Below are 12462 nucleotides of genomic sequence, written 5' to 3' on the forward strand. Positions count from 1 at the left end.
CGTCGCGGTCGTACGATCGAGACGTGGCTATCGCTCAGTTGAGTCTGATCACTTTGAACTGTGCCGACAAGGAGGAGCTGGCGGTGTTCTGGGCCGCGTTGCTCGGAGGGGAGATCGTTTATCGTGCAGATGATTTGGCCGTAGTGCAGACCGAACGGGGGTCGCTGTGCGCGCTGAAGGTACCCGACTATCGGCCGCCGACCTGGCCTGGCGGCGACACCCCGAACAACATCCATTTCGAACTCAAGGTCGACAACATCGAGGACGCGCAGAAGGCGGCCGTGGAGCTGGGCGCCCGCGTCGCCGAGGTCCAACCGGATCCGAACACCTGGCGGGTGCTCCTCGACCCCGCCGGCCACCCGTTCTGCCTGGTCCCGCACGCCCCGTTGCTCCCACTGGGCCCCCGCCCCGAGAAGGACGACGCCTGAATTACTGTTCAGCGGCGCATCACGGCCGGTCGACCGAGTTCTCGGAGCTTCGAAACCAGCGAGGGCCGGTGACGTGACGTCACCGGCCCTCGTCGGACTTGCTCAGCTCACCCGCGGAGCGGGTACTTCTGGTCGAGATCGAGGTTCAGCTGGACTACGTTGACCCGCGGTTCGCCGAGGAAACCGAGGTCGCGACCGCTGGTGTGCGCGTCCACGAGTGCCCGCACCTGATCCGCAGAGATGTTGCGGGCCATGGCAACTCGCGCGATCTGGAGGTCCGCGTACCTGGGCGAGATGTGCGGGTCCAACCCGCTACCACTCGCGGTGACTGCATCGGTAGGCACCGGGGTGTCGACGGAGGCATCACCGAAGATCGGGACGATCCGTCCGGCCGAGTAGTCCTCGCCGGGCTTGGCGCACTCGACCTGAACACCCTTGTAGGTGGACAGGAACGGCGTCGCCGGGCACGCCTCGTTGACGCTCACCACCTGGGTGGGATGCGAGACCTCACCGGTGGCGTCGCGCGGCCCGATCACCGAGAGCACCGCGCCGACACCATCTTTGGTGCAGAACGGGCGGGCGCCGTCGACCCCCTCACGGTCGCCGACCTCCTTGCTGCGCCCGCACACGGTGGACAGCAGGCTCAGCTTCACCTTGGCCGGATCGGCATCGAGCGTATCCACGATGCTTTCCGGGCCGAGGTTGCTGGCCGCGGTGGCCATCGGGTCGTAGCCGGAGCTGCCCGCCGCGGACGGCCTGCTCTGGAAGTACTGCACCAGCGCCTTGCCGTCCGGATCGGTGAAGGACTGCCCGATCAGCCTGGAGCCCACCGTCTTTCCGTCGACCGTGATCAACGAGCCGTCCGCCTTGTCGTGCAGGCCGGGTATCTGAGCGACCGCGAAAACCGCCAGGGGATAGACGATTCCGGTGATCACGGTGAGCACGAGCAGCGCCCGCAACGCGGCGAAGTGCTGCCGGATCCAAGTTGAAAACTGCATGTCAGGACATCCCAGGGAGGAGTTGGACGACGAGGTCGATGATCTTGATGCCGATGAACGGCGCGATGATGCCGCCGAGGCCGTAGATCAACAGGTTGCGGCTCAACAACTTCGACGCGTTGGACGGCGTGTAGTTCACCCCGCGCAGCGACAGCGGGATCAGCGCCACGATGATGATCGCGTTGAAGATGACCGCGGACAGGATCGCCGACTGCGGGCTGTGCAGCCGCATGATGTTCAGCGCGTCCAGCCCGGGGAACAGCGCGATGAACAGCGCGGGCAGGATGGCGAAGTACTTGGCGATGTCGTTGGCGATGGAGAACGTGGTCAGCGCACCGCGGGTGATGAGCAGCTGCTTGCCGATCTCCACGATCTCGATCAGCTTGGTCGGATCGGAATCCAGGTCGACCATGTTGCCGGCCTCTTTGGCCGCCGAGGTGCCGGTGTTCATCGCGACCCCCACGTCGGCCTGGGCCAGCGCCGGTGCGTCGTTGGTGCCGTCGCCGGTCATCGCGACCAGCCGGCCGCCGTCCTGCTCCTTCTTGATCAGCGCCAGCTTGTCCTCCGGCGTGGCCTCGGCGAGGAAGTCGTCCACGCCCGCCTCGTCGGCGATCGCCTTGGCGGTCAACGGATTGTCGCCGGTGATCATGACGGTGCGGATGCCCATCCGGCGCATCTCGTCGAAGCGCTCCCGCATGCCCTGCTTGACCACGTCCTTGAGGTGGATGACGCCGAGCAGCCGCGCGGTGCCGTCGCTGACCTCGCCGACCACCAGCGGCGTGCCACCGGAGGCGGAGACGCCGTCGACGGTCACGCCGGCCTCGCTGGGCACGTTGCCGCCCTGTGCGCGAACCCATTCGATGACCGCGCTGGCCGCACCCTTGCGCAGCTGGTGCCCGTCGTGCAGGTCGACGCCCGACATCCGGGTCTGCGCGGTGAACTCCACCCAGGTCGCGCCCTTCAGCTCGCCGGGCGTGCGCTCGCGCTTGTTGAACGCCTGTTTGGCGTACACGACGATGGAGCGTCCCTCGGGCGTCTCGTCGGCGAGGCTGGACAGCTGCGCCGCGTCGGCCAGCTCGTCGGCCGAAATGCCGGGCATCGGAACGAATTCCGAGGCTTGGCGATTGCCGAGGGTGATGGTGCCGGTCTTGTCCAGCAGCAGCGTGTTCACGTCGCCGGCCGCCTCGACCGCGCGGCCGGACATGGCGAGCACGTTGCGCTGCACGAGCCGGTCCATGCCGGCGATGCCGATGGCCGAGAGCAGCGCGCCGATGGTGGTCGGGATGAGGCACACCAGCAGCGAGACCATGACGATCCCGGTGATGCCGTTGACGTCCAGCGCCGAAGTGTCCGGCACGCCAGGGTTGTTCGCCTTGGAGAAGATCGCCAGCGGCTGCAGGGTGACCACCGCGAAGACGAAGATGATGGTCAGCGAGGCGAGCAGGATGTTGAGCGCGATCTCGTTCGGCGTCTTCTGCCTGCTCGCGCCCTCGACCAGGGCGATCATCTTGTCGATGAAGCTCTTGCCGGGCTCCTGGGTGATCTTGACGACGATCCGGTCGGACAGCACCGTGGTGCCGCCGGTCACCGCGGAGCGGTCACCGCCGGATTCCCGGATCACCGGCGCGGATTCGCCGGTGATCGCCGATTCGTCCACGGAGGCAATGCCTTCCACGACATCGCCGTCACCGGGGATGACCTGTCCGGCCTCGACCACGACGTGGTCGCCGCGTTGCAGTTCCGGTGCGGCGACACCCTCCTCGACGACCTGACCGCCGGGCGTCCAATTCACCAAACGCCGTGCGACGGTGTCGGTCTTGGCCTTGCGCAACGTGTCCGCCTGCGCCTTGCCGCGGCCCTCGGCCACGGCTTCGGCGAGATTGGCGAAGATCACGGTGAGCCACAGCCACACCACGATCGCCCAGGCGAAGAAGGTGGGATCGGCGATCGCGAGCACGGTGGACCAGACGGCGCCGAGCTCGACGATGAACATCACCGGATTGCGCCACATGGTGCGCGGGTCCAGCTTGCGCACCGCGTCGGGCAGCGAGGTCAGCAGCATCTTCGGATCGAGCGCACCGCGCGGTACCCGGCCGGACTTCTGCGCCAGCTGCCTCTTCGACTCGTTGAACTCGTCCGGAACAGTGACTTCGGTAGTGGGACTGGTCATTTCAGTGGATTCCTTCAGCGAGCGGCCCGAGCGCGAGTGCGGGCAGGAAGGTGAGCGCGACCAGGATCACGGTGGTGCCGACGACCATGCCGATGAACTGCGGCCGGTGCGTCGGCAGTGTGCCGATCGACTCGGGGGTGTTGCCCTGCTTGGCCAGCGAACCGGCGAGCGCGAGCACGAAGATGATCGGCAGGAACCGGCCGAAGACCATCGCGAGGCCGAGCGCGGTGTTATACCACTCGGTGTTGCCGGACAGGCCGGCGAACGCGGAGCCGTTGTTGTTCGCCGCGGAAGTGAAGGCGTACAACACTTCCGAGAGCCCGTGCGGTCCCGTGTTGGCCATCGAGGCGCGCTGCCCGGGCATGGCCATCGCGATCGCGGTGCCGATCAACACGATCAGCGGGCTGACCAGGAAATAGGAAGCGGCGAGCTTGATTTCGCGCGGCGTGATCTTCTTGCCGAGGTATTCCGGTGTGCGCCCGACCATCAGGCCCGCGACGAACACGGTGATCACCGCGAGGATGAGCATGCCGTAGAGCCCGGAACCCGTTCCGCCCGGCGCCACTTCGCCGAGCTGCATGTTGAACATCGTCATCATGCCGCCGAGGCTGGTGTAGGAGTCGTGGAACGAGTTGACCGCGCCGGTGGAGGTCAGCGTGGTCGCGCCGGAGAAGGTCGCGGAATCGGCTACGCCGAAACGGGTTTCGACGCCCTCCATGGACGCGCCGATCGCGGTCGGCACGGTGCCGTGATGCGCGAGCTGGAAGACATTGCTCAGCGTCACACTGATCAGCGCGATCGTGCCCATCACCGCGGCGATGGCCACGCCCTGCTTCTTGCTGCCGACCATCCGGCCGAAGGTGCGCGGCAGGGAGAAGCTGACGATCAGGATCAGGAAGATCTCGATCCAGTTGGTCCAGGTGGTGGGGTTCTCGAACGGGTGCGAGGAGTTGGCGTTGTAGAAGCCGCCGCCGTTGGTGCCGAGCTCCTTGATCACCTCCTGGCTGGCCACCGGGCCGCCGGTGATGGTCTGCTCGGTGCCGTTCAGCGTCTGCGCGACCTGGTCGTGCAGGTGGAAGTTCTGGATCACGCCGCCCGCGACCAGCACGATCGCGAACACGAACGCGATCGGCAGCAGGATGCGGAGGGTGCCGCGCACCAGGTCGACCCAGAAGTTGCCGAGATCGCCGGTGTGCCTGCGGGCGAACCCGCGCACCAGCGCGACCGCGACGGCCATGCCGACGGCGGCGGAGACGAAGTTCTGCACCGCGAGCCCGGCCATCTGCACCAGGTGGCCCTGGGTCGACTCACCGGAGTAGTTCTGCCAGTTCGTGTTCGTCACGAAGCTGACCGCGGTGTCCCAGGCCAGCGCCGGGGTCATCTCGGTGCCGGGATCGTTCAGGTGCAGCGGCAGCTTGCCCTGGAGCAGCTGCAGGAAGAAGAGGAACAGAATGCTGACCGCCGAGAACGCCAGCACACTGCGGGCATACACGCCCCAGGTCTGTTCCACTTCCGGCTGAACGCCGATGGCCTTGTACAGAACGCGCTCCGCGCGCGAATGCTTGGTGTTGTTGTAAACCCGGTACATGTAGTCGCCGAGCGGCACATGCACCAGGGCGAGCGCGATGATCAGGGACGCGATGAACGCGATCCCCGCCGTAGTCGTGTTCACCTAGAACCTCTCGGGGAAAAGCAGCGCCGCGACCATGTACACCGCGACGGAGATGGCGAGAACCAAACCGATCAGGTTCGCGATCACAGCTTCTCCACCCCTCGCTGGATCAGCCCCAGCAGGGCGAAGATCGCCACGGTGAGCACCGTGAACACCACGACAGACATGATTAACCAACCTCCATCAAGCGCTCGTGTTGTGGAGCGCGCCTTGGCGAGTCAAGTCTTCTCTCAGGCGCTAGCCGAGGTTGTTTACGACTCCTTTGCGCGGCGAATGGTTGCCTTTGCGTTTCGTTTACACCCCGGCTTCGGATAGCTGAAAGGATGCCGTCAAAGAGTGCGGCGGAACCGTCAACACACCGTAAAGATCGGCGCGATCTTCATATGCAGGGGTAGTAGTGGAGGGCCGGCCAGGCGGACCACCTCCAGCGCAACCGGTTGTTCGTATCGGTTGGAGAGAGGATCGAAATGTCGGCTGTCGCCGTTGCCGTCATCGTCGGATTCGTATGTTGCGCGCTGGTCATCCGCGCGCTGGGGGCGAGAGGCGAGGACCGGCGCGTGCAGAGCGTTGTCGAGGACGACCGGGTGCCTGCTTGGCGCACCGCCGATCGGGCGTCGTTCGATGCCTGAGGATCGGGCGCACCGCGCCGATACGTCCGCGGGGTACTCGGATCAGGGCTCGCGACGCGCAATGATGAACGAGTGAAACGCGGGCAACTCCGGATCTACCTCGGTGCCGCGCCGGGTGTCGGCAAGACCTACGCCATGCTCGGCGAGGCCCACCGGCGGATCGAGCGCGGCCGTGACGTGGTGGCCGCGGTAGTCGAAACCCACGGGCGGGCCAAGACCGCCGCCCTGCTGGAGGGCATCGAGCGGATTCCACCGAAGCTGGTGGAGTACCGCGGCACCGAGCTGCCCGAGCTCGACGTCGAGGCGGTGTTGCGCCGGCATCCGACGGTGGCGCTGGTCGACGAGCTGGCACACACCAACGCGCCCGGCGGCAAGCACGAAAAGCGTTGGCAGGACGTCGAAGAACTCCTCGACGCGGGCATCGACGTGATCTCCACGGTGAACGTGCAGCACCTGGAAAGCCTCAACGATGTGGTCGAGCAGATCACCGGCATCCAGCAGCGCGAGACCGTGCCGGACGCCATCGTGCGCGGCGCGGATCAGGTCGAGCTGGTCGATCTGACCCCGGAAGCGTTGCGGCGCAGGCTGTCCCACGGCAACGTGTACGCGGCGGACAAGGTGGACGCTGCGCTGCGCAACTACTTCCGTCCCGGAAACCTCACCGCACTAAGGGAATTGGCGCTGCTGTGGCTGGCCGATCAGGTCGACGCCGCGCTCTCGAAGTACCGGGCCGATCACAAGATCACCGATCTGTGGGAGGCCCGCGAGCGGGTCGTCGTCGCGGTGACCGGGGGACCGGAGTCGGAGACGGTGGTGCGCCGGGCCAGCCGCATCGCGAGCAAGGCCAGCGCCGAACTGGTCCTGGTGCACGTCGTGCGCGGCGACGGGTTGGCCGGTGTGTCGACCGAACGGTTGAACCGATTGCGGGAACTGGCAGGCAGTTTGGACGCCTCGCTGCACACCATCACCGGCGACAACGTGCCGACCGCGCTGCTGGAATTCGCCCGCGAGGTGAACGCGACCCAGCTGGTGCTGGGCACGTCGCGCCGCTCGCGGTGGGCGCGGATGGTCGACGAGGGCATCGGCTCCACGGTGGTGCAGCAGTCGGGCAAGATCGACGTGCACATGGTCACGCACGAGGAAGCCCATCGTGGCCTGCGCAAGGGTTCGCTCATGCCGCGCCAGCCCATCCGGGCCTGGCTCGCGGCGGTGCTGGTGCCGTCGGCGGTGTGCGGGCTCGGCGTCGCGTTCCTGGACGGATACCTCCAGCTCGGCGGGCTCAGCGCGGTGTTCTTCATCGGCGTCGTCGCGGTCGCGTTGCTCGGCGGCATTGTCCCCGCGGCCTTTTCGGCGCTGCTGTCCGGGCTGCTGCTGAACTGGTTCTTCGCCGATCCGCGCTACAGCCTGACCATCGCCGAGCCGGACAGCTTCGTCACGGTGGTGGTGCTGCTGTTTGTCGCGGTCGCGGTGGCGGCGCTGGTCGACGTGGCCGCGAAGCTGACCCGGCAGGCGCGCAAGGCCTCGCAGCAGGCCGAACTGCTGACCCTGTTCGCCGGTGCCGTGCTGCACGGCGCGGACCTGCCCAATCTGCTGGAACAGGTCCGGGAGACCTACGGCCTGCGCGCGGTCGGCATGCTGTGCGGCGAGCAGGTGGTCGCGGCGGTGGGCCAGAACCCGCCGGAGCGCGCCGCCGACGCCGAGACGGTGATCCAGGCCGGGGACGCGTCGAGCCTGTTGCTGCTGGCCGGGCGTCCGCTGGCCGCGGCCGACCGGCCGGTGCTCAACGCGGTCGCCAACCAGGCGGCCGGGCTGGTCCGGCAATCCCGGCTCGCCGAGGAGGCCAGCGCCGCCGCCGCGCTGCTCGAGGCGGACCGGTTGCGCCGGGCGCTGCTGTCCGCGGTGAGCCACGACCTGCGCACCCCGCTGGCCGGGGCCAAGGCCGCGGTGTCCAGCCTGCGCAGCGACGACATCGAGTTCTCCGCCGAGGACACCACCGAATTGCTGGAGACCATCGAGGAATCGGTAGATCAGCTGACCGCGCTGGTCGGCAACCTGCTCGACTCGTCCCGGCTGGCCGTCGGCGTGGTGAAACCGCAGCTGCAACGGGTGTACATGGACGAGGTGGTGCACCGGGCGCTGGTCAGCGTCGGCATGGGCGCGCGCGGGTTGCGGCGCGCGGCGATGGATCGGGTGAAGGTCGAGGTCGGTGACGTCTCCGTGCGCGCGGACGCCGGACTGCTGGAACGCGTCGTGGCCAACCTGATCGATAACGCACTCCGGCACGCGACCCGTGACACGCCCGTTCGGGTCACCGCCGAACGCGAGAACGACCGCATCTCGATCGCGGTCGTCGACGTCGGTCCCGGCGTGCCGCCGGGCACCGAGGAACAACTCTTCGAGCCGTTCCAGCGGCTCGGCGATCGCGACAACACCACCGGGGTCGGGCTCGGCCTGTCCGTGGTGCGCGGTTTCGTCGAGGCGATGGGTGGCACCGTGCACGCTGAACCGACACCTGGCGGAGGATTGACCATGATCGTGGACCTGCCTGCCGACGAAACGGAAGCGAGCAGCTGATGATGGACACATCGACAGTGGGAGCACCGCAGCCCCGGACCACACAGGAAGCCGTGATGACCGACAAGAAGCAGGATGCCCCGGCGATCAAGGTGCTGGTGGTCGACGACGAACCGCAGATCGTGCGCGCGCTGCGGATCAATCTGTCGGTCCGCGGCTACGAGGTGATCACCGCGGGAACCGGCGGCGCCGCGCTGCGTGCGGCCGCCGACAAGCACCCCGACGTGGTCATCCTCGATCTCGGGCTGCCCGACATCGACGGCATCGAGGTGCTGGCCGGGCTGCGCGGCTGGACCTCGGCGCCGGTGATCGTGCTCTCCGCGCGCACCGACTCCGCGGACAAGGTCGAGGCCCTCGACGCCGGCGCGGACGACTACGTCACCAAGCCGTTCGGCATGGACGAACTGCTGGCCCGGCTGCGCGCCGCGGTCCGGCGCGGCGCCGCCGACACCGACTCCTCCGACCCGGTGGTGGTGACCTCGTCGTTCACCGTCGACCTGGCCGCCAAGAAGGTGACCAAGAACGACGAGACGGTGCACCTCACGCCCACCGAGTGGGGCATGCTCGAGATGCTCGTGCGCAACAAGGGCAAGCTGGTCGGGCGCAAGGAACTGCTGCGCGAGGTGTGGGGACCGTCCTACGCGACCGAAACCCATTACCTGCGCGTCTATCTGGCCCAGCTGCGGCGCAAACTCGAGGACGATCCGTCACACCCCAAGCACCTGCTGACCGAGGCGGGGATGGGCTACCGGTTCCAGGAGTGAGTGGCCGTGATCGCCCCGCCCGCCGGAATGCCCGACCGCCCGCGCCGTGTTGGCAGGCGTGAGCGGACTTCCGACGAGAAATGGCAGGATCGACCCATGGCTGAACAGACACCCGCGACCGCGGCATCACAACCGACCGAACTCTGGGTCGAGCGCACCGGGACGCGGGCGTACACCGGTCGCAGCTCGCGCGGCGCCGAAGTCTTGATCGCGTCGCAGGGCGTGCCGGGCGCTTTCACCCCCGGCGAGTTACTGAAGATCGCGCTGGCCGGTTGCTCCGGATTGAGCGCCGACTTCTCCATCGCACGCAAGCTCGGCGACTCCTTCGACGCGACCATTCGGGTGGCCGGCGACGCGGACCGGGAGAACGAGCTGTACCCGCAGCTGGACGAGACGTTCCAGCTCGATCTCAGCGAACTGGACCAGGAGGCACGGGAGCGTTTGCTGGTTACCGTGCAGCGCGCCATCGACAAGGCGTGCACGGTCGGCCGGACGCTGGAGGCGGGGACGAAGGTGACTTTGTCCTTCGATATCGAGGCCTGATGGGCCAGGACGCTGAGCTATCCCGGCTGAGCGCATGGGTGCACGGCCGCGTCCAGGGCGTGGGATTCCGCTGGTGGACGCGGTCGCGCGCCTTGGAACTCGGGTTGAGCGGGCATGCCACGAACGCGCGCGACGGGCGGGTGCACGTCGTCGCGGAGGGGCCGCGAGACGACTGCGCGCGGTTGCTGGAACTGCTACGTTCCGGAGATACACCTGGTCGGGTGACCTTGGTTGTGGAAAGCTGGGAGCCCGCGCGGGGTGATATGACCGGATTCGAGGAGCGGTAGCGGTGGGCCGGGATAGGACGAGGACTCGACTGTGAGCACGAACGATCCCGGTGACGAGCGTCCGGGGAACGGAACCGGCGGCGCGGCGGAGCAACCGTCCGGTGCGCCCGCCCCGCAGGCCGGTGGTCCGGCCGAGTCCGCCGCCGACCATCCGGCCGCGCCGGCTGTCTCTCCGGAAGCACCCCGAGCAGATCCGCCGCGGCGCGGCAGCGTGCAGCGGCAGGAACCCGGCATCACCCAGCCGCGCCCCCCGACCGTGGCCGAGGCGCGGGCCAGGGACAAGGCGCGCAAGCGGGCCGAGGAAGCGCAGCAGGCGGCGGCCGCGGCCGACGTGGCGAAGAAGCGCACGCGCAAGCGGGTGATGATCGGCGGGGTCGCGATCGTCGGCGTCGCGGCGCTGGTCGGCGGCGGCTATCTCGCCTATCGGGCGATCAGCGCGCCGGACAAGGTCACCGCGTCGTGTGTGAAGACCGAGAACGGTCAGGACATCGTCGTCGACGACAGCTATTGCGGCGACGGGCGGCGGGGCTTCGTCAGCGACGGCGGCATCAACCCCGGCCTGATCATCCTCGGCGGCGGCCCGCAGTACCGCTACTACTACGGCGGCACCCCCACCATCGGCAAGCCGCCGACCGGCGGCACCACGGTGAAACCCAAGAGCGCGGAGATAAAGACGAAGAGCGGCACCACGATTCAGCGTGGCGGGCTCGGCAGCAAGAGCACCGGCGGAGGGTCCTAGTGCGGCGAGTGCGCAGTACGCCCCGGCCGGATTGGCAGCAGATCACCGAGAGTCAGGGCCTGGTCTACGGTGTGCCCGGCCGCGACGCCGGCGGTCAGCCGCGTCCGTACTGGGACGAGTCGGTGTACTACGAGTTCGAGATGGACGAAATCCTCGCGCTCGAAGCCGATGTCGAGCTGTTGCATTCGATGTGCCTCAACGCCGTCGAACATGTCGTGCTCACCGGGCGGTTCAAGGATTTCGGTCTGCCCGAATGGAGTTGGGGCCCGATCGCCGAATCCTGGCGGCGCAGTGACCCTTACGTCTACGGGCGGTTCGACCTGCGCTACGACGCGCGTCGACCGGCGAAACTGCTGGAGTACAACGCGGATACGCCGACCTCACTGCTGGAGGCGGCAATTGTGCAGTGGCACTGGCTGACCGCGCTCTACCCCGGCGGCGATCAGTGGAATTCGTTGCACGAGAAGCTGGTCGAGCGCTGGACCGAGCTGCGCGACATCCTGCCGACCGCGCAGCTGCACTTCAGCTGGTCCGGCGCGGACGCGACCGGTGAGGACAACGTCACCACCGCGTACATGCAGGAGACCGCGGCCGAGGCCGGGTTCGACACCATCGCGTTGCCGATCGAAGAGGTCGGATTCGATACGGAGCTGGAACGTTTCGTCGATCTGGCCGAGGCGCCGATCGAGGCCATCTTCAAGCTCTACCCGTGGGAGTGGGCGCTCGACGACGACTTCGGCAAGCGGGTCGTCGGCAGCCTGCCGCAGACCATGTGGATCGAACCGCTGTGGAAGACGTTGCTCAGCAACAAGGCGATCCTCGCGGTGCTGTGGGAGATGTACCCGGGACATCCGAATCTGTTGCCCGCGTACCTGGATCAGCCCAACGAGCTCACCGAATACATTCGCAAGCCGAAGCTCGGCCGCGAGGGCGCCAACATGACCATCGTCGGCGCCGGCCTGGAAACCGCCACCGGAGGCATCTACGGCGAAGAGGGCTACGTCTACCAATTGCTGGATCCACTACCGGAATTCGACGACATGCGCCCCGTGCTCGGCGCCTGGATCGTCGGCGACACCGCCGCCGGACTCGGCATCCGGGAGACCGCCGGACTGATCACCGACGACGGCTCCGCCTTCGTCCCGCACCGCATCGCCCAAAACACCCCGGAAGGACCATGATGACCACCGTCGCCCTCGAATCGGGGTACTGGAGCTCGCTCGGCGAGGGCGTGGGAGCGATCATCCTCTACGCCCTCATCGGTCTGGTGCTCATGCTCGTCGGGTTCTACGCCATCGACCTGACCACGCCGGGCAAGCTGCGCGCGCTGGTCGTCGCGGGCAAGCCCAACGCGATCATCGTCACCGCCGCGGGCATGATCAGCATGGCCTTCATCGTCGTCCTCGCCATCCTCGCGGTCGGCACCGGCGGCAAGCTCTCCGAAGGCCTCATCGCCGCCCTCGTCTTCGGCCTCGTAGGCATCATTGCCCAGGTCGTCTCGGTCCGCGTCATCGAAAAAGCCCTCGGCATCGACATCGGCGCCGCCCTGCACGCCGACACCTACACCACCGAAGTCCTGGTAGTAGCCGCCGCCCACTTCGCCCTCGGCCTCGTAGTAGCCTTCGCGATCCTGTAGGCGTCTCGTCGATCAACCGGCG

General features: G+C 67.5%; 13 protein-coding genes. 9 read left to right on the top strand and 4 right to left on the bottom strand.

Features of this window, described 5'->3' with window-relative positions; all coding sequences use genetic code 11:
- Positions 1–23 precede the first annotated feature (23 nt).
- On the top strand, positions 24–428 hold the full coding sequence (locus F3087_RS30495; protein WP_150405529.1) for a VOC family protein: 405 nt from the start codon (positions 24–26) through the stop codon (positions 426–428).
- 107 nt (positions 429–535) lie between these two features.
- Here the strand turns inward: F3087_RS30495 and F3087_RS30500 are convergent, their stop codons facing one another.
- The 4 genes from F3087_RS30500 to F3087_RS47520 form a co-directional block, all read right to left on the bottom strand.
- Entirely contained in the window at positions 536–1426 is an 891-nt protein-coding gene (locus F3087_RS30500) for a potassium-transporting ATPase subunit C (RefSeq protein ID WP_150405530.1), read from the bottom strand.
- Between the two features lies 1 nt (position 1427).
- The gene (gene kdpB, locus F3087_RS30505; protein WP_223885481.1) at positions 1428–3488 is read right to left on the bottom strand and encodes a potassium-transporting ATPase subunit KdpB; all 2061 of its coding nucleotides are present in this window, start codon (positions 3486–3488) and stop codon (positions 1428–1430) included.
- A 109-nt stretch (positions 3489–3597) separates the two neighbouring features.
- Positions 3598–5268, bottom strand: a complete 1671-nt coding sequence (gene kdpA, locus F3087_RS30510; RefSeq protein ID WP_150405531.1) for a potassium-transporting ATPase subunit KdpA — start codon at positions 5266–5268, stop codon at positions 3598–3600.
- Entirely contained in the window at positions 5269–5355 is an 87-nt protein-coding gene (locus tag F3087_RS47520; protein ID WP_223885482.1) for a potassium-transporting ATPase subunit F, read from the bottom strand.
- Positions 5356–5735: 380 nt separating this feature from the next.
- On the opposite strand from F3087_RS47520, the gene F3087_RS46105 reads away from it, so the two are divergent.
- The 8 genes from F3087_RS46105 (at position 5736) to F3087_RS30550 (ending at position 12440) form a co-directional block, all read left to right on the top strand.
- Positions 5736–5897, top strand: a complete 162-nt coding sequence (locus F3087_RS46105) for a hypothetical protein (protein WP_191094215.1) — start codon at positions 5736–5738, stop codon at positions 5895–5897.
- A 72-nt stretch (positions 5898–5969) separates the two neighbouring features.
- Positions 5970–8471 (top strand): sensor histidine kinase, encoded by a 2502-nt coding sequence (locus F3087_RS30520; RefSeq protein WP_150405533.1) that lies wholly within the window; start codon positions 5970–5972, stop codon positions 8469–8471.
- Between the two features lie 56 nt (positions 8472–8527).
- Positions 8528–9235 (top strand): response regulator, encoded by a 708-nt coding sequence (locus F3087_RS30525; RefSeq protein WP_150405534.1) that lies wholly within the window; start codon positions 8528–8530, stop codon positions 9233–9235.
- Positions 9236–9331: 96 nt separating this feature from the next.
- Complete coding sequence (locus F3087_RS30530) at positions 9332–9778, top strand: OsmC family protein (RefSeq protein WP_150405535.1); 447 nt, start codon at positions 9332–9334, stop codon at positions 9776–9778.
- Positions 9778–10065: an acylphosphatase gene (locus F3087_RS30535; protein WP_150405536.1), complete on the top strand. Its 288-nt coding sequence runs from the start codon at positions 9778–9780 to the stop codon at positions 10063–10065. Before F3087_RS30530 ends, F3087_RS30535 begins: the two co-directional genes overlap by 1 nt.
- A gap of 31 nt (positions 10066–10096) precedes the next feature.
- Complete coding sequence (locus F3087_RS30540) at positions 10097–10804, top strand: hypothetical protein (RefSeq protein WP_223885459.1); 708 nt, start codon at positions 10097–10099, stop codon at positions 10802–10804.
- The gene (locus F3087_RS30545; RefSeq protein WP_150405537.1) at positions 10804–11985 is read left to right on the top strand and encodes a glutathionylspermidine synthase family protein; all 1182 of its coding nucleotides are present in this window, start codon (positions 10804–10806) and stop codon (positions 11983–11985) included. The genes F3087_RS30540 and F3087_RS30545 overlap by 1 nt, the downstream gene beginning before the upstream one ends.
- The gene (locus F3087_RS30550) at positions 11985–12440 is read left to right on the top strand and encodes a DUF350 domain-containing protein (RefSeq protein ID WP_150405538.1); all 456 of its coding nucleotides are present in this window, start codon (positions 11985–11987) and stop codon (positions 12438–12440) included. The genes F3087_RS30545 and F3087_RS30550 overlap by 1 nt, the downstream gene beginning before the upstream one ends.
- Positions 12441–12462: the final 22 nt, after the last annotated feature.

It is taken from the genome of Nocardia colli (assembly GCF_008704205.1).
GTDB classification, from domain to species: domain Bacteria; phylum Actinomycetota; class Actinomycetes; order Mycobacteriales; family Mycobacteriaceae; genus Nocardia; species Nocardia colli.

Bases quoted from the DNA above. Each gene is read 5' to 3' on its own strand.
- F3087_RS30500 (WP_150405530.1), bottom strand. From the start codon at position 1,426: ATGCAGTTTTCAACTTGGATCCGGCAGCACTTCGCCGCGTTGCGGGCG.
- kdpB (WP_223885481.1), bottom strand. From the start codon at position 3,488: ATGCTGCTGACCTCGCTGCCCGACGCGGTGCGCAAGCTGGACCCGCGC.
- F3087_RS46105 (WP_191094215.1), top strand. From the start codon at position 5,736: ATGTCGGCTGTCGCCGTTGCCGTCATCGTCGGATTCGTATGTTGCGCG.
- F3087_RS30525 (WP_150405534.1), top strand. From the start codon at position 8,528: ATGACCGACAAGAAGCAGGATGCCCCGGCGATCAAGGTGCTGGTGGTC.
- F3087_RS30530 (WP_150405535.1), top strand. From the start codon at position 9,332: ATGGCTGAACAGACACCCGCGACCGCGGCATCACAACCGACCGAACTC.
- F3087_RS30535 (WP_150405536.1), top strand. From the start codon at position 9,778: ATGGGCCAGGACGCTGAGCTATCCCGGCTGAGCGCATGGGTGCACGGC.
- F3087_RS30550 (WP_150405538.1), top strand. From the start codon at position 11,985: ATGACCACCGTCGCCCTCGAATCGGGGTACTGGAGCTCGCTCGGCGAG.